This window comes from Amycolatopsis mongoliensis, assembly GCF_030285665.1.
Lineage (GTDB): Bacteria > Actinomycetota > Actinomycetes > Mycobacteriales > Pseudonocardiaceae > Amycolatopsis > Amycolatopsis mongoliensis.
Window position 1 is genome coordinate 3,407,839 of sequence record NZ_CP127295.1, and the last position, 22,539, is coordinate 3,430,377.

At 71.4% G+C, this 22,539-nt stretch carries 26 protein-coding genes; 14 read left to right on the top strand and 12 right to left on the bottom strand.

Annotation, left to right across the window (positions count from 1 at the left end):
* The first annotated feature begins 354 nt into the window (after nucleotides 1-354).
* The gene (mihF, locus tag QRX60_RS16675) at nucleotides 355-666 is read left to right on the top strand and encodes an integration host factor, actinobacterial type (protein ID WP_026468624.1); all 312 of its coding nucleotides are present in this window, start codon (nucleotides 355-357) and stop codon (nucleotides 664-666) included.
* 84 nt (nucleotides 667-750) lie between these two features.
* Nucleotides 751-1,902 carry an isochorismate synthase gene (locus QRX60_RS16680; protein ID WP_286001682.1) on the top strand — a complete coding sequence of 384 codons (1,152 nt, stop codon included), beginning with the start codon at nucleotides 751-753 and terminating at the stop codon, nucleotides 1,900-1,902.
* Here the strand turns inward: QRX60_RS16680 and QRX60_RS16685 are convergent.
* The gene (locus QRX60_RS16685) at nucleotides 1,899-2,585 is read right to left on the bottom strand and encodes a 4'-phosphopantetheinyl transferase family protein (protein ID WP_408630269.1); all 687 of its coding nucleotides are present in this window, start codon (nucleotides 2,583-2,585) and stop codon (nucleotides 1,899-1,901) included. The two genes, QRX60_RS16680 and QRX60_RS16685, sit on opposite strands and share 4 nt — an antisense overlap.
* Nucleotides 2,586-2,737: 152 nt before the next feature.
* Here QRX60_RS16685 and mdlC point away from each other — a divergent pair, with 152 nt between their 5' ends.
* Nucleotides 2,738-4,324 (top strand): benzoylformate decarboxylase, encoded by a 1,587-nt coding sequence (gene mdlC / locus QRX60_RS16690; protein ID WP_286001684.1) that lies wholly within the window; start codon nucleotides 2,738-2,740, stop codon nucleotides 4,322-4,324.
* A 140-nt stretch (nucleotides 4,325-4,464) separates the two neighbouring features.
* Here mdlC and QRX60_RS16695 read toward each other — a convergent pair whose 3' ends face one another.
* Nucleotides 4,465-5,472: an ABC transporter substrate-binding protein gene (locus QRX60_RS16695; protein ID WP_286001685.1), complete on the bottom strand. Its 1,008-nt coding sequence runs from the start codon at nucleotides 5,470-5,472 to the stop codon at nucleotides 4,465-4,467.
* A 458-nt stretch (nucleotides 5,473-5,930) separates the two neighbouring features.
* On the opposite strand from QRX60_RS16695, the gene QRX60_RS16700 reads away from it, so the two are divergent.
* Nucleotides 5,931-7,100 carry an acyl-CoA dehydrogenase family protein gene (locus QRX60_RS16700; protein ID WP_286001686.1) on the top strand — a complete coding sequence of 390 codons (1,170 nt, stop codon included), beginning with the start codon at nucleotides 5,931-5,933 and terminating at the stop codon, nucleotides 7,098-7,100.
* Nucleotides 7,101-7,166: 66 nt separating this feature from the next.
* Here the strand turns inward: QRX60_RS16700 and QRX60_RS16705 are convergent, their stop codons facing one another.
* From QRX60_RS16705 to QRX60_RS16720, 4 genes are read right to left on the bottom strand one after another with little or no spacing between them, the layout of a single operon-like run.
* Nucleotides 7,167-7,487, bottom strand: a complete 321-nt coding sequence (locus QRX60_RS16705) for a hypothetical protein (protein WP_086680390.1) — start codon at nucleotides 7,485-7,487, stop codon at nucleotides 7,167-7,169.
* Nucleotides 7,488-7,545: 58 nt separating this feature from the next.
* Nucleotides 7,546-8,187 (bottom strand): TetR/AcrR family transcriptional regulator, encoded by a 642-nt coding sequence (locus QRX60_RS16710; protein ID WP_286001687.1) that lies wholly within the window; start codon nucleotides 8,185-8,187, stop codon nucleotides 7,546-7,548.
* Complete coding sequence (locus tag QRX60_RS16715; protein ID WP_286001688.1) at nucleotides 8,178-9,701, bottom strand: ATP-dependent acyl-CoA ligase; 1,524 nt, start codon at nucleotides 9,699-9,701, stop codon at nucleotides 8,178-8,180. Before QRX60_RS16715 ends, QRX60_RS16710 begins: the two co-directional genes overlap by 10 nt.
* Nucleotides 9,698-10,435, bottom strand: a complete 738-nt coding sequence (locus QRX60_RS16720; protein ID WP_286001689.1) for an enoyl-CoA hydratase/isomerase family protein — start codon at nucleotides 10,433-10,435, stop codon at nucleotides 9,698-9,700. The genes QRX60_RS16715 and QRX60_RS16720 overlap by 4 nt, the downstream gene beginning before the upstream one ends.
* 103 nt (nucleotides 10,436-10,538) lie before the next feature.
* Between QRX60_RS16720 and QRX60_RS16725 the strand changes: the two genes are divergently transcribed.
* The gene (locus tag QRX60_RS16725) at nucleotides 10,539-12,131 is read left to right on the top strand and encodes an amidohydrolase (protein WP_286001690.1); all 1,593 of its coding nucleotides are present in this window, start codon (nucleotides 10,539-10,541) and stop codon (nucleotides 12,129-12,131) included.
* A 26-nt stretch (nucleotides 12,132-12,157) separates the two neighbouring features.
* Here the strand turns inward: QRX60_RS16725 and QRX60_RS16730 are convergent, their stop codons facing one another.
* Nucleotides 12,158-12,481: a hypothetical protein gene (locus tag QRX60_RS16730; RefSeq protein WP_286001691.1), complete on the bottom strand. Its 324-nt coding sequence runs from the start codon at nucleotides 12,479-12,481 to the stop codon at nucleotides 12,158-12,160.
* Between the two features lie 55 nt (nucleotides 12,482-12,536).
* Between QRX60_RS16730 and QRX60_RS16735 the strand changes: the two genes are divergently transcribed.
* The 6 genes from QRX60_RS16735 (at nucleotide 12,537) to QRX60_RS16760 (ending at nucleotide 17,063) form a co-directional block, all read left to right on the top strand.
* Complete coding sequence (locus QRX60_RS16735) at nucleotides 12,537-12,977, top strand: GNAT family N-acetyltransferase (RefSeq protein WP_286001692.1); 441 nt, start codon at nucleotides 12,537-12,539, stop codon at nucleotides 12,975-12,977.
* Nucleotides 12,978-13,017: 40 nt separating this feature from the next.
* Nucleotides 13,018-13,701 carry a metal-dependent transcriptional regulator gene (locus tag QRX60_RS16740; protein ID WP_286001693.1) on the top strand — a complete coding sequence of 228 codons (684 nt, stop codon included), beginning with the start codon at nucleotides 13,018-13,020 and terminating at the stop codon, nucleotides 13,699-13,701.
* Between the two features lie 141 nt (nucleotides 13,702-13,842).
* A complete protein-coding gene (locus tag QRX60_RS16745; protein WP_286001694.1) occupies nucleotides 13,843-14,661 on the top strand; it encodes an LLM class flavin-dependent oxidoreductase in 819 nt (272 codons plus the stop codon).
* A gap of 72 nt (nucleotides 14,662-14,733) precedes the next feature.
* The gene (locus tag QRX60_RS16750; RefSeq protein WP_286001695.1) at nucleotides 14,734-15,078 is read left to right on the top strand and encodes a transcriptional regulator; all 345 of its coding nucleotides are present in this window, start codon (nucleotides 14,734-14,736) and stop codon (nucleotides 15,076-15,078) included.
* A 51-nt stretch (nucleotides 15,079-15,129) separates the two neighbouring features.
* Nucleotides 15,130-16,188: an alcohol dehydrogenase catalytic domain-containing protein gene (locus QRX60_RS16755; protein WP_286001696.1), complete on the top strand. Its 1,059-nt coding sequence runs from the start codon at nucleotides 15,130-15,132 to the stop codon at nucleotides 16,186-16,188.
* Between the two features lie 248 nt (nucleotides 16,189-16,436).
* Nucleotides 16,437-17,063: an alpha-ketoglutarate-dependent dioxygenase AlkB family protein gene (locus QRX60_RS16760; protein ID WP_286001697.1), complete on the top strand. Its 627-nt coding sequence runs from the start codon at nucleotides 16,437-16,439 to the stop codon at nucleotides 17,061-17,063.
* Here QRX60_RS16760 and QRX60_RS16765 read toward each other — a convergent pair.
* Nucleotides 17,060-17,638, bottom strand: a complete 579-nt coding sequence (locus QRX60_RS16765) for an ArsR/SmtB family transcription factor (protein ID WP_286001698.1) — start codon at nucleotides 17,636-17,638, stop codon at nucleotides 17,060-17,062. The two genes, QRX60_RS16760 and QRX60_RS16765, sit on opposite strands and share 4 nt — an antisense overlap.
* A gap of 76 nt (nucleotides 17,639-17,714) precedes the next feature.
* On the opposite strand from QRX60_RS16765, the gene QRX60_RS16770 reads away from it, so the two are divergent.
* Genes QRX60_RS16770 through QRX60_RS16780 form a run of 3 tightly spaced genes read left to right on the top strand, consistent with a single transcriptional unit; the run spans nucleotide 17,715 to nucleotide 19,581 of the window.
* Nucleotides 17,715-18,068: a hypothetical protein gene (locus tag QRX60_RS16770; RefSeq protein ID WP_286001699.1), complete on the top strand. Its 354-nt coding sequence runs from the start codon at nucleotides 17,715-17,717 to the stop codon at nucleotides 18,066-18,068.
* Nucleotides 18,061-18,342, top strand: coding sequence for a hypothetical protein (locus tag QRX60_RS16775; protein ID WP_286001700.1), 282 nt, complete (start codon nucleotides 18,061-18,063; stop codon nucleotides 18,340-18,342). The genes QRX60_RS16770 and QRX60_RS16775 overlap by 8 nt, the downstream gene beginning before the upstream one ends.
* 30 nt (nucleotides 18,343-18,372) lie before the next feature.
* Nucleotides 18,373-19,581, top strand: a complete 1,209-nt coding sequence (locus tag QRX60_RS16780; protein ID WP_286001701.1) for an FAD-dependent monooxygenase — start codon at nucleotides 18,373-18,375, stop codon at nucleotides 19,579-19,581.
* Here QRX60_RS16780 and QRX60_RS16785 read toward each other — a convergent pair.
* The 4 genes from QRX60_RS16785 to QRX60_RS16800 are packed head-to-tail and all read right to left on the bottom strand — an operon-like array spanning nucleotide 19,551 to nucleotide 22,537.
* Nucleotides 19,551-20,384, bottom strand: a complete 834-nt coding sequence (locus QRX60_RS16785) for a 5-oxoprolinase subunit C family protein (protein WP_286001702.1) — start codon at nucleotides 20,382-20,384, stop codon at nucleotides 19,551-19,553. The two genes, QRX60_RS16780 and QRX60_RS16785, sit on opposite strands and share 31 nt — an antisense overlap.
* Entirely contained in the window at nucleotides 20,381-20,992 is a 612-nt protein-coding gene (locus QRX60_RS16790) for a 5-oxoprolinase subunit B family protein (protein ID WP_286001703.1), read from the bottom strand. Before QRX60_RS16790 ends, QRX60_RS16785 begins: the two co-directional genes overlap by 4 nt.
* Nucleotides 20,989-21,741 (bottom strand): LamB/YcsF family protein, encoded by a 753-nt coding sequence (locus tag QRX60_RS16795; protein WP_286001704.1) that lies wholly within the window; start codon nucleotides 21,739-21,741, stop codon nucleotides 20,989-20,991. The genes QRX60_RS16790 and QRX60_RS16795 overlap by 4 nt, the downstream gene beginning before the upstream one ends.
* Before the next feature lies 1 nt (nucleotide 21,742).
* Nucleotides 21,743-22,537, bottom strand: a complete 795-nt coding sequence (locus tag QRX60_RS16800) for a putative hydro-lyase (RefSeq protein ID WP_286001705.1) — start codon at nucleotides 22,535-22,537, stop codon at nucleotides 21,743-21,745.
* Nucleotides 22,538-22,539: the final 2 nt, after the last annotated feature.

The window sequence follows — 22,539 nt, forward strand, 5'->3', positions numbered from 1 at the left end:
TTCGGTCACGGTCGTCGCGCGATCGGGCGACGACCGAACGGTGATCATGATCGACAATTTTTGCGCTTTTCCTGGTATGTAAGGAAATACGTGTCGAAACCGGGTGTAGTGGAGACTTCACTTCCGGGTGAGTGAGGCCACTCGGGGTGCTTCTTGGGAGCGTTTCCGCAGGCCGGAGCGGGTTGCCTGGCATCACCTCCGGGGGTAATAAGTGCGTGTCGGTTGCACGGTCATCAAGCCGGTGGCGTTTACTGGGGCCGTGGTAAGAGACGGCTGGCCAGCGCTTGCAGGAGCAAGCGCACCGAAAAGCCGTCGGCCGCGAAAGCGGAGACCTGAGAGGAAAGGACTACTACGTTGGCTCTGCCTACGTTGACTCCGGAGCAGCGCGCCGATGCACTCGCCAAGGCGGCCGAGGCTCGCAAGGCGCGTTCGGAGCTGCTCGCGTCGATCAAGTCCGGCAAGGAGAGCATCGAAAAGGTGCTCAAGCAGGCCAAGGAGAACAAGACGATCGGGAAGACGAAGGTCACCCAGCTGCTGAAGGCCGTCCCCGGCCTCGGCGCGGTGAAGGTCGCCGCCCTGCTCGAGCAGGCCGGCATCGACCCGGACCGGCGCGCCGCCGGCCTGGGCGAGCGCCAGCGCGAGGCGCTCATCGACGCGCTCAAGTAGCCCGTCACCAGGAGCTCCCGCGAGGGGAGTGTCGCTCGTGACACTCCCCTCGCGGATCTCCCGAAGCCTGGGACGCTGGACTACGTGAGCTCACCTGATCCGGCGACCCCGGTTTCCGACCTCGCCGCCCGCTACCAGCGAGGCGACTTCCTGTTCACGACGGCCGAGCGCGCACTCCTCGCGCAGGGCACGATCCGGACCGTCACCGAGACGGACCCCCGGCGGCTCGCCTCGGCGATTCCCGGCGTCCTGGCCGGCACCGGTGCCCCGCTGGCCGTCGGTGTCCTGCCGTTCGACACCGGGCCCGACACGAAGGTGCCGGGCCACCTCGTCGTGCCCCGGACCGTCCACCGCGCCGAAGGGGCGCCCTCGCTGCCGCGGGAGGTCCTGCCGGCGCCCGTGCGGGTGCGTGCGGTGCCCTCTCCCGAGCAACACATGGCCACCGTCCAGGCTGCCGTCGCGGCTTTGGCCGACCGTGGCCTGCGCAAAGCCGTCCTCGCCCGGGCGCTCGACCTCGAGTTCGCTTCGCCCGTGTCCGCGGAGCGGATCGTGCGGAACCTGGCGGTCGGCAACCCCCGGCACTTCACGTACGCGGCCGAACTGCCCGGCGGCCGGTCGCTCGTCGGCGCCACGCCCGAGCTGCTGCTGCGCCGCACCGGCCGCACGGTCTTCTCGTCGCCGCACGCGGGGTCCATGCCGCGCTCGGCCGACCCGGCGGCCGACCGGGCCAACGGCGAGGCGCTGCGGACGTCGCGCAAGGACCAGCTGGAACACGCCGTGGTGATCGACTACCTGGTCGAGGCGCTGCGGCCGTTCTGCCGGACGCTCGAGGTCCCGGCGGAACCGGAGCTGGTCACGACGCCGGCGATCTGGCACCTGCGCACGCCGATCACGGGCGAGCTGGCCGACCCGGACGTCACGGCGCTCGACCTGGCGGCGGCGCTCCACCCGACCCCGGCGATCTGCGGCACCCCGACCGAGGGTGCGCGCGAGCTGGTCCAAGAGCTGGAGCCGTTCGACCGCGACTACTACGCGGGAGCGGTCGGCTGGGTGGACGCCTCGGGCGACGGCGAGTGGGCGGTGGCGATCCGCTGCGCCGAGATCGCGTCGACGTCGATGCGGCTGTACGCGGGGGGCGGCATCGTCCCGGCTTCGGACCCACGGGCCGAACTGGACGAGACGACGGCGAAGTTCCGGACGCTGCTGAGCGCGATGGGCCTGGAGGACAGCGTCTAGGGCACCCAGTGTTCCTCGGTCACCGACAGCTCGTCGGTGGTCAGGACCGCGATGGCCGCGCGGTAGCCGTCGGCGGCCTTGAGGTCCGCCAGCCGCGTGCGGGCCGGCTCCAGGGCCGGGTCGCCCGACTCCACCAGCCGCGCCGGTTCGTCGAAGCGGGAGAACGTGATGCTCTTCAGCGGGATGCGCAGGCCCTTGCCCGTGGCCTTCATGACGGCTTCCTTGCGCGTCCAGTAGACGAAGAACGCCGCCGCCTTCTCCGCGTCGCTCAGGCCGGTCAGGTGCGCCGCCTCCGCCGGGCTCAACGCGTATTCGATCAGGCCGTCGTCCGCCTTGCGGCCGGCCGTCTCGACGTCCAGGCCCACCGGGACCGACGGCGTCGCCGCGACGCCGATCAGCTCGCCCGAGTGCGAGATCGACAGCGTCAGGTCCGCGCCGGGGATCCGCGGCCTGCCGTGCGGCTTTCCGCAGTCTTCGCAGGTCGCGTCGAACTTCACGGCCTCGACGGCCAGCCCCAGCCGCTCCGCCGCCACCGTCTTCGCCAGCACCCGGCCGGTGAGGAAGCGCCGCTTGTCCGCGTCCTGCCGGTACGCGTCGAAGCGGCCTTGCTCGACCTCGTCCAGCAGGCGCAGGAAACGCTCTTCGGCGGGCAGCGGGGACGACCAGCGGACCACGATCTCCATCACCTCTCCGATCCTTCCGGGCGCCGGAGCGGTTGTCACGAATCCGGGGACAGGTCTGGGGTGATCACCCCTTGCGGCCGGGCGATCGCGCGTCCGCCCGAGGCGGCCCTTTGGGGGATTTCCTTCGCATGACTAAGCATTAGTCTGTGCCCATGATCAAGCGCACGGTGCTGGACGCCACCCGCGAACTCCTCCGCGAACTCGGCCTCACCACGGTGTTCGGCAACCCCGGTACCACCGAGGTCCCGTTTCTCACCGATTGGCCGGACGACTTCCACTACATCCTCGGTCTGCAGGAATCCGCCGTCGTAGCGATGGCTGACGCCTACGCCCAGGCCACCCGTCAAGCGGTGCTGGTCAACCTGCACTCCGCCGGCGGGGTCGGGCACGGGCTGGGGAGCCTGTACAACGCCCATCGCAACCGGACGCCGTTGATCGTGGTGGCCGGGCAGCAGAACCGGGCGCTTCTGCCGCACGACCCGTTCCTCGGCGCGACGGACGCCCCGGAGTTCCCCAAGCCGTACGTCAAGTGGTCGATCGAGCCCGCCACTGCCGAAGACGTCCCGGCGGCGCTGGCCCGCGCCTACCACGTCGCGACGCAGGCGCCGTCCGGGCCGGTGTTCGTGTCCGTGCCCGCCGACGACTGGACCGCCACCACCGAACGGCCGATCATTTCCCGCCCCCGCATCCGCGGCTACGCACCGGATCCCGAGGCGGTCGACGAACTCGCCGCCGCGCTCGAGGCGGCCGAACGCCCGGCGATCGTCGTCGGCGGAGCCGTCGACCAGGACGCAGCCGTCGTCGAGACCGTCGCCCTCGCCGAACACCTCAACGCCGGCGTCTGGGTCGCGCCGATGTCGTTCCGCTGCTCGTTCCCCGAGGATCACCCGCTGTTCCAAGGCTTCCTCGACCCCGAACGCGGCGCGGTCTCCGACCGGCTCGCGCAGCACGACCTCGTCGTCGTGCTCGGGGCGCCCGCGTTCACCTACCACGTCGACCGTGGGCGTGGGGAAGCTCCGCTGCCGCCGTTGTTCATCGTCAGCGACGACGAGCAGATCCTCGCCCGCGCCTCCGAAGGCATCGGTATCCGGACGACGCCGAAACTCGCCGTCCGCGCGCTGCTGAACGCGGTCGGCCGGAGTGGGCGGCCCGCGCCGTCGCCCCGCGAGCGGCCCGCGAAACCGAGTGGGGAGAAGCTGACCGGCGAGTTCGTCTACTCGACCCTGGCGGACCTGCTGCCGGAGGACGCGATCGTCGTCGAGGAGGCGCCCAGCCACCGCGGCGCCCTGCACGACCACCTGCCGATCACCGCCACGGACACCGGCTTCCTGACGGTGGCCAGTGGCACGCTCGGTTATGGCGTCCCGGCTGTGGTCGGCGCGGCGCTCGCCCGGCCGGACCGCCCGGTGGTCGGCGTGATCGGCGACGGCTCCAGCATGTACGGCATCCAGGCTCTTTGGACGGCCGCGCGCCAGGATCTCCCGGTGACGATCCTGATCATGGACAACACGGAGTACGCGGCGGTCCGCATCTTCGGCGATTCGATCGGCAGCGAGAAGCTGCCGAGCACCGAACTGGGCGGCATCGACTTCGCCCGGCTGGCGTCGAGCATGGGCTGCGAGGGCGTGACGATCACCGAGCCGTCGGGCCTGGTTCCGGGGCTGACCGCGGCCTTGGCGGACAAGCGCCCGACGCTGGTGCACATCCGGGTCGCTTCGTCGGAAAAGTCGCCGTACTGACAAGGTGACGCGTCCGCCGGCCCGGTACCCGCCGCGGCCGGCGGCCCGTCCGAACGACCAAGGCCGGCCCGGTCGGCAACCTCCCGGAGCGGGAGGAAGCCGACCAGGCCGGCCTTGGTCGCGGAGCAGTTCTCGTTACGTCAGCTGGTCGCCTGCGGAGCGATCATCGACGCGGCGTCGACCTTGGTCGTGATCGCGCCCATCTGGAGCATCAGGTCGGGCACCCGCTGCAGGCGCCGGGCGTCCAGCGTGGCACCGAAGCTGGGCAGGCTGAGCAGCTTGGCCGTGTCCGCGTCGATCTTCGCGTACTTCACCAGCAGCGGCTCGATCTTGGACCGGTCCTTGTTCGTTTCGCTGGTGGCCTTCTGCAGCGCGCGTTGGAAGGCGGCGAGGGTCTTCGGGTTCGCCTGCACCCACTTCGACGTCGCGCCGTAGCCCGAAAGCGGGAAGTCCTGGGTGGCACCGGTGTTGACGTCGATCACCGGGATCGCGCCCGAGGTCTTGGCGGCCTGCGAGAGGAACGGCTCGGGAAGCAGGGCCGCGTCGACCTGTCCCTGCGCCAGCGCCGCCGCGGTGTTCGGGAACGGGATCGGGACCCAGTTCACCTTGTCGATGGGGACGCCGTGGTCCTTCATCAGGGACTTGGCCAGCAGGTCGCTCGCCGTGTTCCGGGCGGTCATCGCGATCCGCTTGCCCGCCAGGTCGTTGACCGTCTTCACCGGCGAGTTCGGCGCCGTGACGATCGCGACGGACTTCGGGCTGACCGAGGTCGCGTCCGCGACCAGCTGGAAGTCGGCCGTACCCGTGCTCTTCGCGACGAAGAACGGCATGTAGCTCGAGATCGCGATGTCGGTTTCACCGGAGACCGCTTTCGTCAGCGCCGCCTGGCCGCTCGCGGCCACGACGGCCTCCACCTCGAGACCCTCGGCCTTGAAGTAGCCGGCGTCCTGGGCCAGCCACAGCGGAGCGGTGTCGACGGTGGGCAAGATCGCGACCTTGATCTTCGACTTCTCCAGGCCGCCCCCGTTCGACGAGGCGTTCGAGTCGTCCGAGCCGAGCGCACTGCAGCCGGTGAGGGCCGTGGCGGCTGCGACGGTGAGGGCGAGCCCGAGCGCGGCGCGGCGAGTGCGAACCCGGCCACTGCTCATGGCGTTTCCAAGCAAGGCCTGCTCCTTGAAGAAAGTGACGGTTCGTGAACCGAATCCGGTGGGAATGAGTGACTCATTCTCGGAGTCACGCGGCCACTGTAGAGGCGGTGACAGGGTGCTCACAACGGGTGGGATCAATACCCAAGAGCGTGGCGCACGTCACTCTTTTGGCCTCTGGCCTAGGCTCACTGCTCCACTCGCCGTAATCGTTTACCCAGCGTAGGGCCAAGATCTAAAATATGAGATGACAGTAGCTCGCTGTCGGCCGAAGTGGGTCTGGGAGCAGTGCTGGACCAAGCTGTTCGGGCATGCCACCACCGTCAACGCACGACTGCCGCAGTGGTCGATCCACTACTCTTCGTGATCGTGCCGCTGCAACGAGTCCTTGCGTGTGCGTGACAGGTCGCGCAAAATGGCAACTTAGCAAGCGCTTAGCCAGTGGCGGAGGAGCAGCTCGGATGGATTTCTCACTCAGCACCGAAGAACGTGAAGTGCGCGACTGGGTCCGCACGTTCGTCCAGCGGGAGCTGATCCCGCTCGAGCAGGAGGTCCTGCGGCGCGAGCGCGCCCACCAGCCGGGGCTGACCGGTGAGGAGCTGAAGGCCCTCCAGCTCAAGGCCAAGGAGTCCGGCTTCTGGGGTGTCTTCACCCCGGAGGAGTACGGCGGCATGGGCCTGTCCGCCGTGATGGCCGCGCTGCTGGAGGCCGAGCTCGGCCGCACCTTCGTGCCGTTCCGCTTCGGCGGCGCCGCGGACAACATCCTGTTCCACGCCAACGAGGAGCAGAAGCAGACCTACCTGCTGCCGACCATTTCGGGCGAGCGCAAGTCCTGCTTCGCGATCACCGAGCCGGGCGCCGGGTCGGACGCCAAGGCCATCCGGACCACCGCCCGCAAGGACGGCACGGACTGGATCATCAACGGCGAGAAGACCTTCATCACCGGGGGCAACGAAGCCGACTTCACGATGGTCTTCGCCATCACCGACCCGGAGAAGGGCGCGAACGGCGGCGTCACGTGCTTCCTCGTCGACCGCGAGGCCGGCTGGAAGTCCGAGTACATCGACACCATGGGCGAGTGGGGCCCGGCTTCGCTGATCTTCCAGGACGTCCGCGTGCCCGAGACGCAGATCCTCGGCGAGGAGGGTCGCGGCTTCGAGCTCGCCATGCAGTGGATCGGCCAGGGCCGCTACCTGCTGCCGGCGCGCGCGATCGGTTCGTGCGAGCGGCTGATCTCGATGGCCATCGAGCACGCCAACACCCGCGAGACGTTCGGCCAGAAGATCGCGGAGCGGCAGGCCATCCAGTGGATGATCGCCGACTCCGGCGTCGAGCTCGAGGCGCTGCGCTGGCTGGTGCTCAACGCCGCCTGGCAGGTCGACCAGGGCGTCGACTCGCGGCACGCGCAGTCGATGGCGAAGCTGTACGGCGGCCAGAAGGCCAACGAGATCGTCGACCGCGTCCTGCAGATCCACGGCGGCATGGGCTACACGCGGGAGCTGCCGGTCGAGCGCTGGTACCGCGAGCTGCGGCTGCTGCGCATCTACGAAGGCACCGACGAGATCCAGCGCCGCACGATCGCGCGCAACCTGCTCAAGGGGCACGTGAAGGTCGGCGGCGTGCTCGGCTGAGGTCTCCGGAAAGCGAACGAGGCCACCTCCCGGACGCCCGGGAGGTGGCCTCGGTGGTGCTCCGGGTTACTGCTTGTTGCGGATGGCGATCGGAACGCCGGCCAGGTCCTCTTCGTTGCACAGGAGCTTCACGTCGTAGTACGGCGAACCCTGACGGTCGTCGTAGTCGAGGTGGATGGCCAGGACGTCGAGCGGCTCGCCCAGCCATTCCTGCGCCTGCCGTAGCCATGCGGAGCACCGCTCCAGGGCGGTGGGGAGATCGTCATCGCGGAACTCGACCGGGCGGTAGGGGACATCCTGCACCTGATCGCGGGGGTGTGCCGGCGCCGGGAGGCCCGGCGCGAGACCCGAGTCGTCCAGTTCCAGTTGGATCGTTTCCTCAGTCACCCTTCGAGCGTCCCCCACACACGCCGTCTGGGCAAGGCGTACACAGGTAAAAGCGCCGCTAAACGGACATGCCCCACTCTTTCGCGACGATTTCCCGGCAGCGTCGCAAGTCGGCCACGCCGGGCGCGGACGTGCAGCCCAGCGCCCTCGACACCAGCTCCGCGTAGTGCTCGGCGAGCTGGTCCAGCGCCAGCGGCCCGCGTGGGGAATACCACCTGGCCACGCCGCTGCACATCTCCAGCAGCGCGAGCCGGGTGACCGCCGGGTGTTCGGTGTGGAACACCCCCGCCGCGACGCCTTCGTCGATCGCCGCCGCCCACAGGTCTTCGTACGCGTCCCGCAACGCCACCACCGGCTCGCGCGCGGCCGGCGACAGCACGTCGACTTCGTTGTCCACCACGCGGGTTTCCGCCGGGCCGACCGCGTGCGCGAGCACGTGCAGCGCGACCAGCGTGCGCAGCCGGTGCACCGGGTCCGCGCTGCCGGCCGTCGCTTCGCGGGCGGCGTCCAGCAGGCGGTTCAGCGCCGTGTGCATGATCTCCGCGAGCAGATCCTCCTTGGTGCCCATGTAGTGGTACAGGCTCGCCGAGGAAAGTTCCGCCTCCTGTGCCAGGTCCCGGATGCCCGTGCCGTGGAACCCCTTGGTGGCGAACAGTTTCACCGCCGCCGCGCGGACGCGCTCCCGGCTGGTCACAGCCATGCTTCCGCCTTCGCGTCCCACGACCCGGCGCGCGGGTCGGCCACCTTCCGCAGCTCGCCCTTGGCGACGCGCTCGGACGGCGTCATCGGCAGCTCGGCGGCGAACGCCCAGAAGCGCGGAACCTTGAAGTAGGCCAGCTTTCCCGAACAGAACTCGACCAGGGAAGCCGGCTCCGGCCGCTCGCCGTCGCACACCACGTACGCCTTGATCTCCTCGCCGCGCAGTTCGTCGGGCACCGCGACGACGGCCGCGAGCCGGACCGCCGGGTGCAGCAGCAGCGCGCGTTCGACCTCGTCGGCGGAGACGTTCTCGCCGCTGCGGCGGATCATGTCCTTCGTGCGCCCGACGTAGTACACGCGCCCGGCGTCGTCCATCCGGGCGAGGTCGCCGGTGTGGAACCAGCCGTTCCGGAACGCCTTCGCCGTCGCCTCGGGATCGTCGTGGTAGCCGTGCATCAGCCCGATCCCGCGGATCAGCAGCTCGCCGGTTTCCCCGCGCGGCACCGGCTTCCCGTCCGCGCCGGCGATCATCGCCTCGCGGTCGCGGCTCGGCCGCCCGATGCAGCCGGTGCCGACGGTCTCGTCGTGGTCGGCCGCCGTCATCCGGATGTCGCCGCCGGTCTCGGTCATCCCGAACGCCTCGTACCACGGCACGCCCCAGCGCGCCTCCAGTTCGGCGTGCAGCTCGTGCGGGATCGCGGACGCGCAGATCGCGCGGACCCGGTGGTCGCGGTCGGCCTCCGACGGCTCCTGCCGCAGCAGCAGCGCCGGCATCAGCCCGAGGCAGTAGAACCAGCTGACGTCGTGCTCGCGGACCTTCGCCCAGAACGTGCTGGGGTGGAAGCGGTCCAGTACGACGAGGGTGGCGCCGGCGGCGAGCCCCAGCGCGACGTTCCACTGTGGATCGATGTAGTGGAACGGCTGCGCGGTCAGCATGACGTCGTTCTCGCCGACGGCGGGGAAGTCGGTGGCCAGGCCGACCGCCAGGGTCGTCCAGTACCGGTTCGGCAGGACGCAGCCCTTGGGCGCGCCGGTGGTGCCGGACGTGTACTGGATGTTGACGGGGTGTTCCGGCACCGGGGTGAACTCCGGCGGTTCGGCGCCGGTGCGGAGCCGGTCCGGGGTGATGACCTCGGTCAGCCCGATCCGGCCGAGGAGATCGGTGAACTCCGGTGCGGCGACGGCCAGTTTCGCGCCGGAGTGGCGGAGCACGTGGGCGCCGTCGAACTCCTGGTAGTTCGTGTTGACCGGGACCAGCTGCGCGCCGATCTTGGCCAGCGCCAGCCACAGCAGCGGGAACGCGGGAACGTTGCGCAGCATCACCGCGACCCGGTCGCCGGGGCCGATGCCGCGCTCGGCGAGGGCGGCGGCGAACCCGTCGCTGAGGCGGTCGACCTCGGCGAAGGTGAAGCGGTGGCCGCCTTCGTCGAACACCCAGGCCGTGCGGTTCGGCCACAGCTGCGCGGCCCGCGTGACCAGCTGGGCGAGCGTGCCGATCTCGGCGAGCGGGGTCACGTCCGGCTCCGGAAGGCCTCCGTGGACGCGGCGACCGCGGCCGAGGTTTCGGTGATGAGGGCGTGGCTGACCTCCAGCTCGAGCGCCGGCTCGAGGTCCGTGGTCGCGTCGAGGACGCGCTTCGCCATCGCCGCGGCGGCCGGCGGGTGCTCGGCGATCCGCTTCGCCCAGCTGAGTGCTTCGGCCTGGAGCTGCTCGGCGGGTACGGCGGCGTTGACCATGCCCAGCTCCGCGGCCTTCCGGCCGTCGAAGCGCTCGCCGAGCAGCAGGAGCTCCTTCGCCTTGAGCGGGCCGACCAGGAGCGGGAGCAGCCGCGACGCCGCGCCGGTGACGCTCAGGCCCAGCGAGACTTCCGGGAACGCGAAGACGGCGTCCTCGGCGGCCAGGATCAGGTCGCAGCCGAGCGCGAACTCCGCGCCGGCGCCGATCGCGTAGCCGTGCACCGCCGCGATCACCGGCTGGCGCAGCCCCCGCAGCCGCCGCGTGACGTCCTGGAGCCGGTCGAGCCGCGCCCGCGAGTCACCCGCGGGGGTGGGCTCCTTGAGGTCGTGGCCGGCGCAGAAGGCGCGGCCGTTCCCGGACAGCACGACGACGCGGGCGTCGCTGCGCGCGGTGGCGTCGAGGGCGGCGAGGAAGTCGTCGACCAGGACGACGGCGACCGCGTTCAGCCGCTCGGGCCGGTTCAGCCGGATCTGCGCGATGCCGTCCTCGACGGCGAACTCCACGGTGGGCATGCGGCCGATGCTAGACGTTCGATCGATCGATCGATAGCCTCTTGACGGTACAGCGGCGCGGAGCGCCTCCGTTGAGGGTGGCGGCGGGGGGAGGAAGGCGGAGATGCGGGTCGACACGGTCTACGAGAACGCCACGATGTGGACGGGCGCGGGTCTCACCAGCGCACTCGCCGTGCTGCACGGCCGGGTGGTTGCGCTGGGCGACGATGCCCGCGAGCTGTCCGCGCATTCCCGCGTCGACCTGGCCGGCGGCTTCGTCGTGCCCGGCTTCCACGACGCGCACAACCACATGGCGTGGTTCGGGATGGGCCTCGACGACGTCCCGCTGGGCGGCTGCCGCAGCGTCGAGGAGGTCTACGACGCCGTCGCCGCCCGGGCCGCGACGCTGCCGCCCGGGAGCTGGGTGATCGGCAGCGGGTACGACCAGAACAAGCTCGCCGGCGGGCACCCGGACCGGCACGGGCTCGACCGGGCGGCGCCGGGGATGCTCGTGCGGCTCAAGCACACGTCCGGGCACATGACCGTGGTGAACTCGGCCGTGCTCGACCGGCTCGACCTGGCACACGTCCCGGTCGGCGGCGACGTGGTCCACGTGGACGGCTCGCCGACCGGGTTGCTGCGCGAGCAGGCCCAGCTGCTGCTGCGGCCGCTGACGTACCCGACGCCGGTTTCGCGGGTCGTCCGCGGGCTCGACCGGGCGTCCGAGCAGTACCTCTCGGAGGGCATCACCAGCGTCCAGGAGGCCGGGATCGGCGGCGGGCTGGTCGGCGAGACACCCGCGGAGCTGGCCGCCTACCAGGTGGCGCGCGATTCGGGGGTGCTGCGCGTCCGGAGCACGGTGATGGTCGCGGCGAGCGTGTTGCACGACCTGCCCGACGGCGCCGGCTTCGGCCTCGACCTGGGCCTCCGCACGGGCCTGGGCGACGAGTGGCTGCGCGTCGGGCCGATGAAGCTGTTCGCCGACGGGTCGCTGGTCGGCCGCACGTGCGCGATGCACGAGCCGTTCGACGGCGAGCCGGACAACCGCGGCTACTTCCAGGTGCCCGAGGACGAGCTCGCCCGCACGATCCGGCGCGCGCACGACGCGGGCTGGCAGATCGCGACGCACGCGATCGGCGACCGTGCGATCACGGTGGTGCTCGACGCGTACGAAGCCGCGTTGGCCGCTTCGCCGCGTACGGACCACCGGCACCGCATCGAGCACTGCGCGGTGCTTCAGCCCGCGGAGCTTTCTCGGCTTGCTTCGCTGGGGTTGCTCGCTTCGCCGCAGGGACGCTTCGTCAACGAACTCGGCGACGGCATGCGCGCCGCTCTCGGCGAGTCTCGCGTCCCGTGGTGCTATCGGCTGCGAAGCGTGCTTGACGCGGGTTGCGTGCTACCCGCGTCTTCGGACCGCCCGGTCGTCAACGGCGCTCCGCTGCTCGCGCTGGCCGACATGGTGCGTCGGCTCACCGCGTCTGGAGAGCCCTTCGCGCCGGAAGAGGCGTTGACGCCGGAGCAGGCATTGCGCGCGTACACGTACGGCTCGGCGTACGCGACCTTCGCCGAGCGTGACCTGGGCACGCTGGAGGAAGGGAAGCTCGCCGACTTCGCGGTGCTTTCGGGATCACCGCTCGAGGAGTCCGCTTTGGACGGGCTGAGCGTGCAGGGGACGGCGGTCGGCGGCGAGCTGCGTTACCAGGCTCGGCTCTCGTGAGGCTCACGGCCTCGGCCACCCTCCGCTCATCCCTTCCCGCCCACGAACTCCAGCGCCTCTTCCGCCAGCGCGGCCCACGGCTGCGGCGACCCCGCGTCCAGGGCCAGCCACTCCTTCATCGGCGTGCCCTTGTTCGCGTCGAAGCGCACGCCGTGCCCGCCCTCGACCAACTCGTCCACCCGGCTTCGGGGCAGCTTCAGCACCAGCTGCCCGCGGACGAACATCGCGAAGATCCGCCCGCCCACGCGCAGCGCCGTGCGCCCGAATCCGCCGGTCGCCCCGGGTGGCGTGATGCCCGGCCGTCCGGTGAACTCGTCGACCAGCTCCTCGAACCGCTGGTCCGGTGACATCGACCACCTCCGGCCCCGACACTAACGACCACCACCGACAGAAACAGGAGGCGAGATGCCCGTCCGCGACGCCGTCTTCGAAGACATCGAAGAGATCTGCACGCTCATCGAAGAGCACGCCGTCTACGAGGACAACCACGACCTGAAGCTCGACCGCGCCGAGATGAGCGGCCACCTCTTCGGGCCGGCGCCGAAGGCGTGGGTGCTGATCGCGACCCCGCCCGGCGAGCCCGGGACGGTCGCCGGCCTCGCCTTCTGCAGCTGGAGCTTCTCCACGTGGGAAGCGCGGCCGGGGATCTGGCTGGACGACCTGTTCGTCCGCCCCGCCCACCGCCGCTACGGGCTCGGCAGCGAGTTGCTCGACGAGCTGAGCAACCGCACCAGCGGCCGCGTCGAGTGGGACATGCAGGAGGGCAACGAAAAGGGCAAGGCGTTCTACGCCCAGCTCGGCGCGGAACCCGTCCCCGGCTGGATCCGCTACCGCTGGCGGCCGTGAACTTTCACGAGAAAGAACCCGGCCCCGTATCGTATGCGGCATGGGAGATGGTTCGGTCCGGAGGTCCTCGTCGGTCGAGGACTACGTCCGGGTGATCTACGGCCTGGTCGAGCGGGGCGAGGCGGTCACGAACACCTCCCTCGCCGGCCGGCTGGAGGTCAGCCCGTCCTCGGCGTCGGGGATGGTCACGAAGCTGTCCCAGCTCGGGCTGGTCACCCACGTGCCGTACCGCGGGATCGAGCTCACCGCCGACGGGCGGGTCCTGGCGCGCTCGGTGCTGCGGCGCCACCGGCTGATCGAGACGTACCTGGTCTCCGAGCTCGGCTACACGTGGGACGAGGTCCACGCGGAGGCGGACGCGCTGGAGCACGCGGTGTCCGACCGGCTGGTCGAGCGCATCGCGGCCAAGCTGGGCAACCCGGTCCGCGACCCCCACGGCGACCCGATCCCGGCGGCCGACGGCAGCGTCGAGGAGCTGTCGGTCCGCATCCTGGACGACCTCGAGCCGGGCGCGGTGGGCGAGATCGTCCGGGTCTGGGACACGGACCCGGAGCTGCTGCGCTACCTGACCGAACACGCGATCAACCTGGGCGAACGCATCGAGGTCGTCGAGCGGCAGCCGTTCGGCGGGCCGATGGTGGTGAAGGTGGGCTCGCCACCGGATGCGGCGACGCACGCCATCGGCAAGGAGATCGCGCAGGCCCTGTCGGTCACCCTGCGCTGAGCCCGAGCGCCCCAAGGCCACCTTGGGTGCGGTGAACGCACCCAAGGTGGCCTTGGGGCGCTCTGTCGTCAGGCTGCGTACGCGCGAGTGACGTCGTGAAGCGGATGTGGTGACCTGCCCGCCACCCCGACCATGGCCTGCATGAAACCCTTCCGCTTCGGCGTCGTCGCCGGTCACGCGCCCGATCTCGTCTCGTGGACCGCTCAGGCCGAACGGGTCGAGAAACTCGGCTTCGACACCCTCCTCGCCACCGACCCCGTCGGCACCGCCGACCCCTTCGTCCTGCTCGGGGCCGCCGCCGCGGTCACCTTGGACCTCACCGTCGGGACCTTCGTGCTCGCCGATCCCTTCCGGGACCCGAAAGCCCTCGACTGGCAGGTCCGGACCCTGCACCAGCAGACCGGGGGCCGGTTCGAGCTCGGGCTCGGCGTCGGGCGGCCCGGGGCCGCGGCGCACACCGAAAGCCTCGGCCGGAAGTTCGGCGAACCGGGTGAGCGGATCACACGGATGGCGGAGACGATCGCGTACTTCAAGCGGTCGGCCGACCGCCCGCGGCTGGTGCTCGCCGGCGGCGGGCCGAAAATGCTGGCGCTCGCCGCGCAAGAAGCCGACACCGTCACCTTCACCTGGATGCCGAAGACCACCGAAGCGGAGGCCGAGTCCATTGTGGATCGATTCCGTGCGCTCGCCGGCGACCGGCTGCCGGACATCGAGCTCGGGCTGAACCTGATGGCCGTCGGGGACGAGCCGTCGCCGGGAATCGCGCGGTGGGCCGGGGTCGACGTCCCCGAACTCGCTGCCGCCCACGCCGTCACCGTGCTGCCCGCCGATCCGGGTCGAGCGGCGGAAAGGCTTCTCGGGTGGCGGGAGCGGTGGGGGATTTCCTACGTCACGATCAACGCGGGCTACGCGGAACCCTTCGCCGCCATCGCCGCGAAGGTACGGCTCGCAGGTGGGTGAGGGCCCTTCCGATCTTGCGGAGCTGGGCCTACGCTCCAATTTTCGTATTCGGGAGTGCTTCGGAGCGTTGTGATGACCGGTCAGCGAACACGCACCATCGACCGGGGGGAACAGGCGGAGCTGAGCCAGCTGCTCTCCGCCGGGCCGTTCGACGTGGCACTGCGGGCGGCGATCCGGGCCCGCGGGCTCGGGCTCGACCGGATCCGCTATCGCTTGCGCGGCAGGGGAACCACGGTCAGCCTGGCCACCCTCAGCCACTGGCAGTCCGGGCGGTGCCGGCCCGAGCGGCCGGAATCGTTGGAGGCGCTGCGGAATCTCGAGGACATCCTGAACGTGCCGGACGGCGCGCTCAGCAAGCTCCTCGGGCCACCGCGGGGAAGAACGCGCTTCCACGTGCAGGCTCCGCCGCTCAATTGAGCGGTACCAACGGAAATCCGCTCACCTGAGCGGATCACGTAGGCTCGCGGCATGCGAGCTGTGGTGATGGAGGAGTTCCGCGTCCCGCCGGTCGTGCGGGAGGTGCCGGAGCCGGCGGCGCCGCCCGGTGGCGCGGTGATCGAGGTCGACGCCACCGGCGTCTGCCGCAGCGACTGGCACACGTGGCAGGGCCACGACACCGCGGTGAAGCTGCCGCACGTCGCCGGGCACGAGCTCGCCGGCCGCATCGTCGCGCTCGGTGCGGGCGTGCGCGGCTGGGAGCTCGGCGCGCGCGTCACCGTGCCGTTCGTCTGCGCCTGCGGCACCTGCCCCCAGTGCGCCCGCGGTGACCAGCAGATCTGCGACCGCGAGTTCCAGCCCGGCGCCACCCACTGGGGTTCCTTCGCCGAGCGCGTCGCCATCGAGCACGCCGAGACGAACCTCGTCGCGCTGCCGGACTCGCTCGGCGCCGCCGAAGCCGCCGCGCTCGGCTGCCGGTTCGGGACGGCGTTCCGCGCGGTGCTGCGGCAGGGCCGGGTCACCGCGGGGCAGTGGGTTTCGGTGTACGGCTGCGGCGGCGTCGGGATCTCGGCGGTGCTGCTGGCCGTCGCGGCGGGCGCGAAGGTCGTCGCGGTGGACGTCTCGCCGGCGGCACTGGCGCTCGCGGCGAAGTCGGGTGCGGCGCTGACCGTCGACTCGTCGGCCTTCGCCGGCCCGGAAGCCGTCGCCGCGCACGTGCGCGAGCTGACCGGCGGCGGCACGCACGTCTCGCTCGACTGCCTCGGCGCGCCGTCGACCTGCGCGGCGTCGGTGGGCAGCCTCCGCAAGCGCGGCCGGCACGTCCAGGCCGGGCTGATGCCGCCCGCGCAGGGGATCGCGCCGATCCCGATGCACCGGGTCATCGGCGGCGAGCTGGAGCTGGTCGGCATCCACGGGCTCCAGGCCCACGAGTACCCGGAGCTGCTGCGCGTCGTGGAGACGGCGGGGATCGACCTCGCCGCGCTGATCGGGTGCCGGATCGGGCTCGACGACGTCCCGGCCGCGCTGGCCGCGATGAACGACCCGGTACCGGCGCGGGCCGGGGTCACCGTCGTGACGTTTCGTGACTGATCCGCGTCGGCGAGGTCAAGTGACGCGTTCGTAGCTGATCCACGCTGGCCTTGTGACATTCAGGTGTGGGAACGTCTAGGCATGGTGGCCCATAGCGAGGGGACACGGCCGCAGGAGCGTCCCGTTGGTCCGATCGGGCGGCTCCTGCGGCTGTACACCGCCGCGGGCGTGACGTTCCGCGGCCACCGTGTCGTGCCTTCGACGATCACCGAACGTGTCCAGCAGGAGTCTCCGGCACAATCGAGGTGATGGACGCCCTCCTGCCGCGCCCGCGCGCCGAACTCGCGCCCGGTGCCGTCCACGTGCCCGACTGGCTCGGCTTCGACGAACAGCGCGAGCTCGTCGCGGCGTGCCGTGGCTGGTCCGGCTACCGCCACACCCGGCTGCCCAACGGCGGCGTGATGTCGGTGAAGTCCGTCTGCCTGGGCTGGCACTGGTACCCGTACGGCTATTCGCGCACGACCGGCGAGGGGACGCCGGTGCTGCCGTTCCCCGGCTGGCTCGGCGACCTCGGCCGCCGCGCGCTGGCGGACGCGTACGGCGAACCGGACGCGGACTACGCGCCGGACATCGCGCTGGTCAACTTCTACGACGCCACCGCGAAGATGGGCCTGCACCAGGACAAGGACGAGCGCAGCCTCGCGCCGGTGGTGTCCTTCAGCCTCGGCGACGCGTGCGTGTTCCGCTTCGGCAACACCGAGACCCGCGGCCGGCCCTACACCGACGTCGAGCTCCGCTCGGGTGACGTGTTCGTGTTCGGCGGCCCGTCGCGACTCGCCTACCACGGCGTGCCCAAGACGCTGCCGGGCACGGCCGACCCGGCGCTCGGCTTGGCCGGGCGGCTGAACATCACGCTGCGGGTCTCGGGTCTCTAGTCCGCTGTGGACTCTTCCTCCGGCACGACGATCAGGCGGATGGCGAGCGCGCGCGAGCCCGGCGGGCGGTGGCCCGGCTCGGTGACGTACTTCCAGACCAGGTTCTGGTACTCCTCGACGAACGAGGTGATCTGCTCCTTCGTCAGGGTCAGCCCCGCGCGGAAGATCTGGTTCCAGCCCTCGCCGCTGTCGTAACCGGCGTACGCCCGGGTGACCAGGCCGAGGTCGTGGCTCATCTTGAGCGCGCCGAGCTTGCGCGCGGCCTCGCGCTCGTCCGGCGTCAGCTCCAGGCCCGGCGGGGTGTAGATGTCCTTCATCAGCGATCGCCACCAGCGTTCGCGGCCGGTGGAGCGCTCCTCGATCTCCGCGATCAGGTCGAGGTCGGCGAGCCGGCGGAGGTGGTAGCTGGTCGTCCCGGTGCTCTCCCCGAGGGCTTTCGCGACGCTCGTCGAGTTCGCTTCGCCGTGTTTGCCCAGGTAGGACAGGATGTCCCGGCGCACGGGGTTGGCCAGGGCCTTGTAGAAGGCCTTGAGATCCGCGCCGGTGAGGACGCGCCGTTCGGGACGTTCGACCATCGCCCGAGCCTACTACAGAGGATGTTTGCAAAGAATCTCTGCAATCGGCTACGGTGGTTCGCGAACGGGGGTTCCGATGAAAAGACTCTTCTGGGCGGCTGGACTGTGCCTGCTGCCGTGGATCGCGGTACTGGGGCTGACACTGCCGGACGTCTACCCGGCGCAGCACTGGCGGCTCGCGTGGACGGGCTTCGACACGGCGGAAGCGTTCGGCCTGCTGGTCACGGCCTGGCTCCTCGGGCGCGACGACCCGAGGACGCCGTTCGCCGCGATCGGCACGGCGACGCTGCTGCTGACCGACGTCTGGTTCGACGTCGTGACGGCCGGCGACGACGTGGTGTTTTCGCTGCTCATGGCCGGTCTGGAGGTGCCGCTGGCGCTGGCGTGCCTGACGGTGGCGGTCCCCCGCCGGGTGCCGGCGCATGTCTGAGCTGAGCCCGCGCCTGCGCGACGAGATCGACGACCAGGTGGCGGAGGCCTTCGACGCCTACCTCGCCGAGCGGCGGCCGCGCCGGCCGTGGCGGGGGTGGCCGCTGGTGGTGACGGTGGCACTGGGGGTCGTCACCACCTGGCTCGCGCCGGGCGCGGCCTGGGCGGCGTGGCTCGCCATCGCGGTCACCAACGTCGTGTGGCTGGTGGTCGTGAGCGGGAAAGCCGGCCTGGGACCCGCTAATCGCGGGGAGGGACCCGGGTTTCCGTCGTAGGATCGCGATCCGGACGGCGAACAGGATGACATGGTGAGCGGTACCAGGGTGTTGGTGGCGGGGGCGAGCATCGCGGGGCCCGCGCTGGCCCACTGGCTGCGTCGGCAGGGAGCCGAGGTGACCGTGGTGGAGCGGGCCCCCGGGCTGCGTCCCGGCGGGCAGGCGGTGGACGCGCGCGGGGTGGCCAAGGAGGTCATCCGGCGGATGGGGCTGGACGCGGCGGTGCGCGCGGCCCGCACCGAGACCGCCGGCGCGCACACCGTGGATGCCGAGGGGAACGTGCTGGAGACCTACCGCGCGGACGACCACGGCGGCGACGGGTACATCGCGGAGATCGAGATCCTGCGCGGTGACCTGTCCCAGGTGCTGTACGACGACACCCGCGACACTGCCGAGTACGTCTTCGGCGACCGGATCGCCGAACTCACCCAGGACGCCGACGGGGTCGACGTCGTCTTCGCGAGCGGCGACCGGCGGCGCTTCGACCTGGTGGTCGGGGCGGACGGGCTGCACTCGGCGCTGCGGGCGATGGTCTTCGGGCCGCGCGAGCGGTTCGTCCGCCACCTGGGATCCGTGCTGGCCTTCTACAGCGTGCCCAACGAGTTCGGGCTGGACCGCTGGATGCTCGACTACCAGGAGGCCGGGCGCTCCGCCGGGCTGCGCCCCCTGCCGGACCCCACCCGGGCGATGGCCATGCTGTCCTTCTCCGCGGCGGACTTCGACGTCGACCACCGCGACGTCGAGGCCCAGAAGCGCCTGCTGCGCGAGCGGATGGCCGGCTTCGGCTGGCTGACCCCGCGCATCCTCGCGCACCTGGACGACACCCCGGACTTCTACCTGGACCAGATCGCCCAGGTGGTGATGGACCGCTGGTCGGACGGCCGGGTGGCGCTGCTCGGGGACGCGGCGTTCAGCTCGTCACCGCTGTCCGGCGGCGGTACCGGGCTGGCCCTCGTCGGCGCCTACCTGCTGGCCGGGGAGCTGGCCGCCGCGGAGTGGGACCCGGCGGCCGGGTTCGCCGGCTACGAGCGGCGGATGCGCCCGTTCGTCGAGGCCAACCAGGAGATCGGCCGGCTGCACGCGCAGAGCCGAGGCATCCCCGGGCCGGACGCCGAGCCGGCCGAAGAGCCCGACATGGAGGCGCTCACCGCCCTGGTCGAGCGCGCGATCAACGGTGTCGAGCTACCCGACTTCGGGGCGGTCACCGCTCACGACGCGGGCCTGAAGCGCAGGGTCTGACCGGGGCGCAGCTGGGCCGCGACGTCCAGGTCGTCCTCCTCGACGACCGCGATCACCGGGTAGCCGCCGGTCGTCGGGTGGTCCGCGTGGAACAGGATCGGCCGGCCCGACGGCGGCACCTGCAGCGAACCCGGGACGCACGCCTCGGACGGCAGCTCGTCGTGGCGGACCCGCTCGAGTGCGGGTCCCGTCAGGCGGATGCCGACGCGGTCCGAGTCCGGCGAGACCGTGTACACAGCGGACAGCAAGTCGTCCGGCGACGCGAACCAGTCGCGACGTGGTCCCGGTGTGACGCGCAGGACCGGCGCGTCGGGCAGCGCCGCGCGCGGTGCCAGATCGGCCGCCGGGAAAGCGCCAGGCGTACCCACCGGCAGCAGCATCCCGGCGGCGAGCGGTGGCGGCCCCAGCTTCCCGAGCGTGTCCGTGGACCGCGAGCCGAGCACCGGTGGCACGTCGATCCCGCCGCGCACCGCGACGTAGCAGCGCAAGCCGGCGGAAGCCGTGCCCAGCACGAGCTCGTCACCCGGCCACAACGTCATCGGCGCGTTCATGCCACCCGGCGACACCGGGCACAGCGCGCCGGTCACCGCCACCGTCGTGACGGCCGAAGCGCGCAGCACCAGCCCGCCGAGCGTCACCTCCAGAGCCGCGGCGCCAGGAGGGTTCCCGACGAGCCGGTTGGCCAGCCGGAACGACCCGCGGTCCGCGGCACCCGATCGGCCGACGCCGAGCGCCGCGTGCCCGGGCCGGCCGAGGTCCTGCACCGTCGTCGTGAACCCCGGCCGCACGACTTCGAGCTTCACGCCCTCACCGCCTCGAACCGCACCTTCGTGCCCGGTGGCAGCAGGTTCGGCGGGTCGCGCTCGACGTCCCACACCGGAACGCCCGTCCGGCCGAGCAGCCGCCAGCCGCCCGGCGACGCGCTCGGGTACACCGCGCTGTACTCGCCGGCGATCGCCACCGAGCCCGCCGGGATGCGCGTCCGGGGCGTCGGCCGGCGCGGGACGTGCAGCGCCGGGTCCAAACCGGACAGGTACGCGAACCCCGGCGCGAACCCGCAGAACGCCGAGACGTACGAACCCCCGCTGTGCCGGGCGATCAGGGAAGAAACGCTCAGGCCCGCATCGGCCGCGACGTCGGCCAGGTCCTCGCCGTCGTACACCACCGGGATCACCACCTCGGCCGAAGAGGAGACCACACTGTCCACAGGGGACACCTGACGCAGCAGCGCGCCCAGCCGGTCCGCGTCCGTCACCGACGGGTCGAAGCGGACCAGCAGCGTCCGGGCCGCCGGGACCAGCTCGACCAGGCCGTCCGGAGGTGCTTGTTCCAGCGCGGCCTGGAAACCGAGCACGTCGTCCGGTTCCACGAGCACCGCGCGCCGCCCGCACGGCAGCAGCCGGACGGTCATCCGGCGAACGCGCCGAGCGGGACGTCCGCGCCGGTCAGCCCGTCGCGGATCCGCCGGGCCAGCTCCACCGCGCCCGGCGTGTCCCCGTGCACGCACAGGGAATCCGGGCGCAGGTCGAGCCGGCCGCCGTCGGCCGTGACGACCCCGCCGCCGGTCGCCATCGCCACCGCCCGCTCGGCCACGGCCGAAGCGTCGTGCAGGACCGCGCCCGGCTCCCTGCGCGACACGAGTTTGCCTTCGGAGGTGTAGGCGCGGTCGGCGAACGCCTCCGCGTACGCCACCACGCCCGCTTTTTCGGCCTGCCGCTGCATTTCCGAGTCCGGCAGGCAGAGCAGCGCGAGCGCGGGGTCGTAGCGGCGCAGGCCGTCGACGATCGCCGCGGCCTGCTCGACGTCCACCGCCGCGGTGTTGTACAACGCGCCGTGCGGTTTCACGTACGTCACGCGGCTGCCCGCCGCGCGGGCGAACGCGTCCAGTGCGCCGATCTGGTAGAGCACCTCGTTCGCCAGTTCGTCCGGCGGGATGTCGAGCGCGCGCCTGCCGAACCCGGCCAGGTCCTGGTAGCCGACGTGCGCGCCGATCGCGACGCCGCGCCCGGCCGCCAGCTCGCACACCCGCCGCATCACCGACGGGTCGCCGGCGTGGAAGCCGCACGCGACGTTCGCGCTGGTCACGATGTCGAGCATGGCTTCGTCGTCACCCATCTTCCAGGCGCCGAAGGCCTCGCCGAGATCGCTGTTCAGATCCATCTCAACCCATCCGGTATTCGCTGTCGTGGCGGTCGGTGATGAACATGTACCCCGGCGCGTGGGTGATCGCGAACGGGGGCCTCGACGCCATCAGTGCCGCCTGTGGCGTGACGCCGCAGGCCCAGAAGACCGGGACGTCACCCGGCTCCGCGGCCACGGGATCGCCGAAGTCCGGCCGGGAAAGGTCCTCGATGCCCAGTGCCCGTGGATCGCCGACGTGCACGGGCGCGCCGTGCACGGCCGGCATCGCGCGGGTGATCCGGACGGCGTCGTCGACGCGGTCCTCCGGGATCTGCCGCATCGACACGACCATCGGTCCGAAGAGTCGCCCGGCGGGCTCGCACTGCCGGTTCGTCACGTACATCGCGACGTTGCGGCCCTGCTCGACGTGCCGCAGCGGGATGCCCTCGGCGGCCAGCGCCGTCTCGAACGTGAAGCTGCAGCCGATCGAGAAGGCGACCATGCCGCTGCGCCACAGGCCGGTCGCGTCGGACACCTCGCCGGCCAGCACGCCGTTCTGCCAGATCCGGTAGCGCGGCAGGTCGGTGCGCAGGTCCGCACCCTCGGCGAGCCGGGTGGCCGGGTCGCCGGGGTCGGTGACGTCGAGCAGCGGGCACGGCTGCGGGTTGCGGGTGCAGAACAGCAGGACGTCGTAGGCCCAGTCCTCGGGCACGGCGATCAGGTTGGTTTGGGTGAAGCCGTTGGCCCAGCCCGTGGTGGGACGAGCGGTGCCGCGGCGGAACACTTCGCGCGCTTGCGCCGGTGTGAACGTCGCGGGTTCGTCAAAGGTCGTCACGA

Excerpts from the sequence above, each read along its gene's own strand:
- QRX60_RS16685 (WP_408630269.1), bottom strand. The coding sequence starts at position 2,585 with ATGGAGATCGTGGTCCGCTGGTCGTCCCCGCTGCCCGCCGAAGAGCGT.
- mdlC (WP_286001684.1), top strand. The coding sequence starts at position 2,738 with ATGATCAAGCGCACGGTGCTGGACGCCACCCGCGAACTCCTCCGCGAA.
- QRX60_RS16695 (WP_286001685.1), bottom strand. The coding sequence starts at position 5,472 with ATGAGCAGTGGCCGGGTTCGCACTCGCCGCGCCGCGCTCGGGCTCGCC.
- QRX60_RS16700 (WP_286001686.1), top strand. The coding sequence starts at position 5,931 with ATGGATTTCTCACTCAGCACCGAAGAACGTGAAGTGCGCGACTGGGTC.
- QRX60_RS16710 (WP_286001687.1), bottom strand. The coding sequence starts at position 8,187 with ATGGCTGTGACCAGCCGGGAGCGCGTCCGCGCGGCGGCGGTGAAACTG.
- QRX60_RS16720 (WP_286001689.1), bottom strand. The coding sequence starts at position 10,435 with ATGCCCACCGTGGAGTTCGCCGTCGAGGACGGCATCGCGCAGATCCGG.
- QRX60_RS16725 (WP_286001690.1), top strand. The coding sequence starts at position 10,539 with ATGCGGGTCGACACGGTCTACGAGAACGCCACGATGTGGACGGGCGCG.
- QRX60_RS16730 (WP_286001691.1), bottom strand. The coding sequence starts at position 12,481 with ATGTCACCGGACCAGCGGTTCGAGGAGCTGGTCGACGAGTTCACCGGA.
- QRX60_RS16735 (WP_286001692.1), top strand. The coding sequence starts at position 12,537 with ATGCCCGTCCGCGACGCCGTCTTCGAAGACATCGAAGAGATCTGCACG.
- QRX60_RS16740 (WP_286001693.1), top strand. The coding sequence starts at position 13,018 with ATGGGAGATGGTTCGGTCCGGAGGTCCTCGTCGGTCGAGGACTACGTC.
- QRX60_RS16745 (WP_286001694.1), top strand. The coding sequence starts at position 13,843 with ATGAAACCCTTCCGCTTCGGCGTCGTCGCCGGTCACGCGCCCGATCTC.
- QRX60_RS16750 (WP_286001695.1), top strand. The coding sequence starts at position 14,734 with ATGACCGGTCAGCGAACACGCACCATCGACCGGGGGGAACAGGCGGAG.
- QRX60_RS16755 (WP_286001696.1), top strand. The coding sequence starts at position 15,130 with ATGCGAGCTGTGGTGATGGAGGAGTTCCGCGTCCCGCCGGTCGTGCGG.
- QRX60_RS16760 (WP_286001697.1), top strand. The coding sequence starts at position 16,437 with ATGGACGCCCTCCTGCCGCGCCCGCGCGCCGAACTCGCGCCCGGTGCC.
- QRX60_RS16765 (WP_286001698.1), bottom strand. The coding sequence starts at position 17,638 with ATGGTCGAACGTCCCGAACGGCGCGTCCTCACCGGCGCGGATCTCAAG.
- QRX60_RS16770 (WP_286001699.1), top strand. The coding sequence starts at position 17,715 with ATGAAAAGACTCTTCTGGGCGGCTGGACTGTGCCTGCTGCCGTGGATC.
- QRX60_RS16775 (WP_286001700.1), top strand. The coding sequence starts at position 18,061 with ATGTCTGAGCTGAGCCCGCGCCTGCGCGACGAGATCGACGACCAGGTG.
- QRX60_RS16780 (WP_286001701.1), top strand. The coding sequence starts at position 18,373 with ATGGTGAGCGGTACCAGGGTGTTGGTGGCGGGGGCGAGCATCGCGGGG.
- QRX60_RS16790 (WP_286001703.1), bottom strand. The coding sequence starts at position 20,992 with ATGACCGTCCGGCTGCTGCCGTGCGGGCGGCGCGCGGTGCTCGTGGAA.
- QRX60_RS16795 (WP_286001704.1), bottom strand. The coding sequence starts at position 21,741 with ATGGATCTGAACAGCGATCTCGGCGAGGCCTTCGGCGCCTGGAAGATG.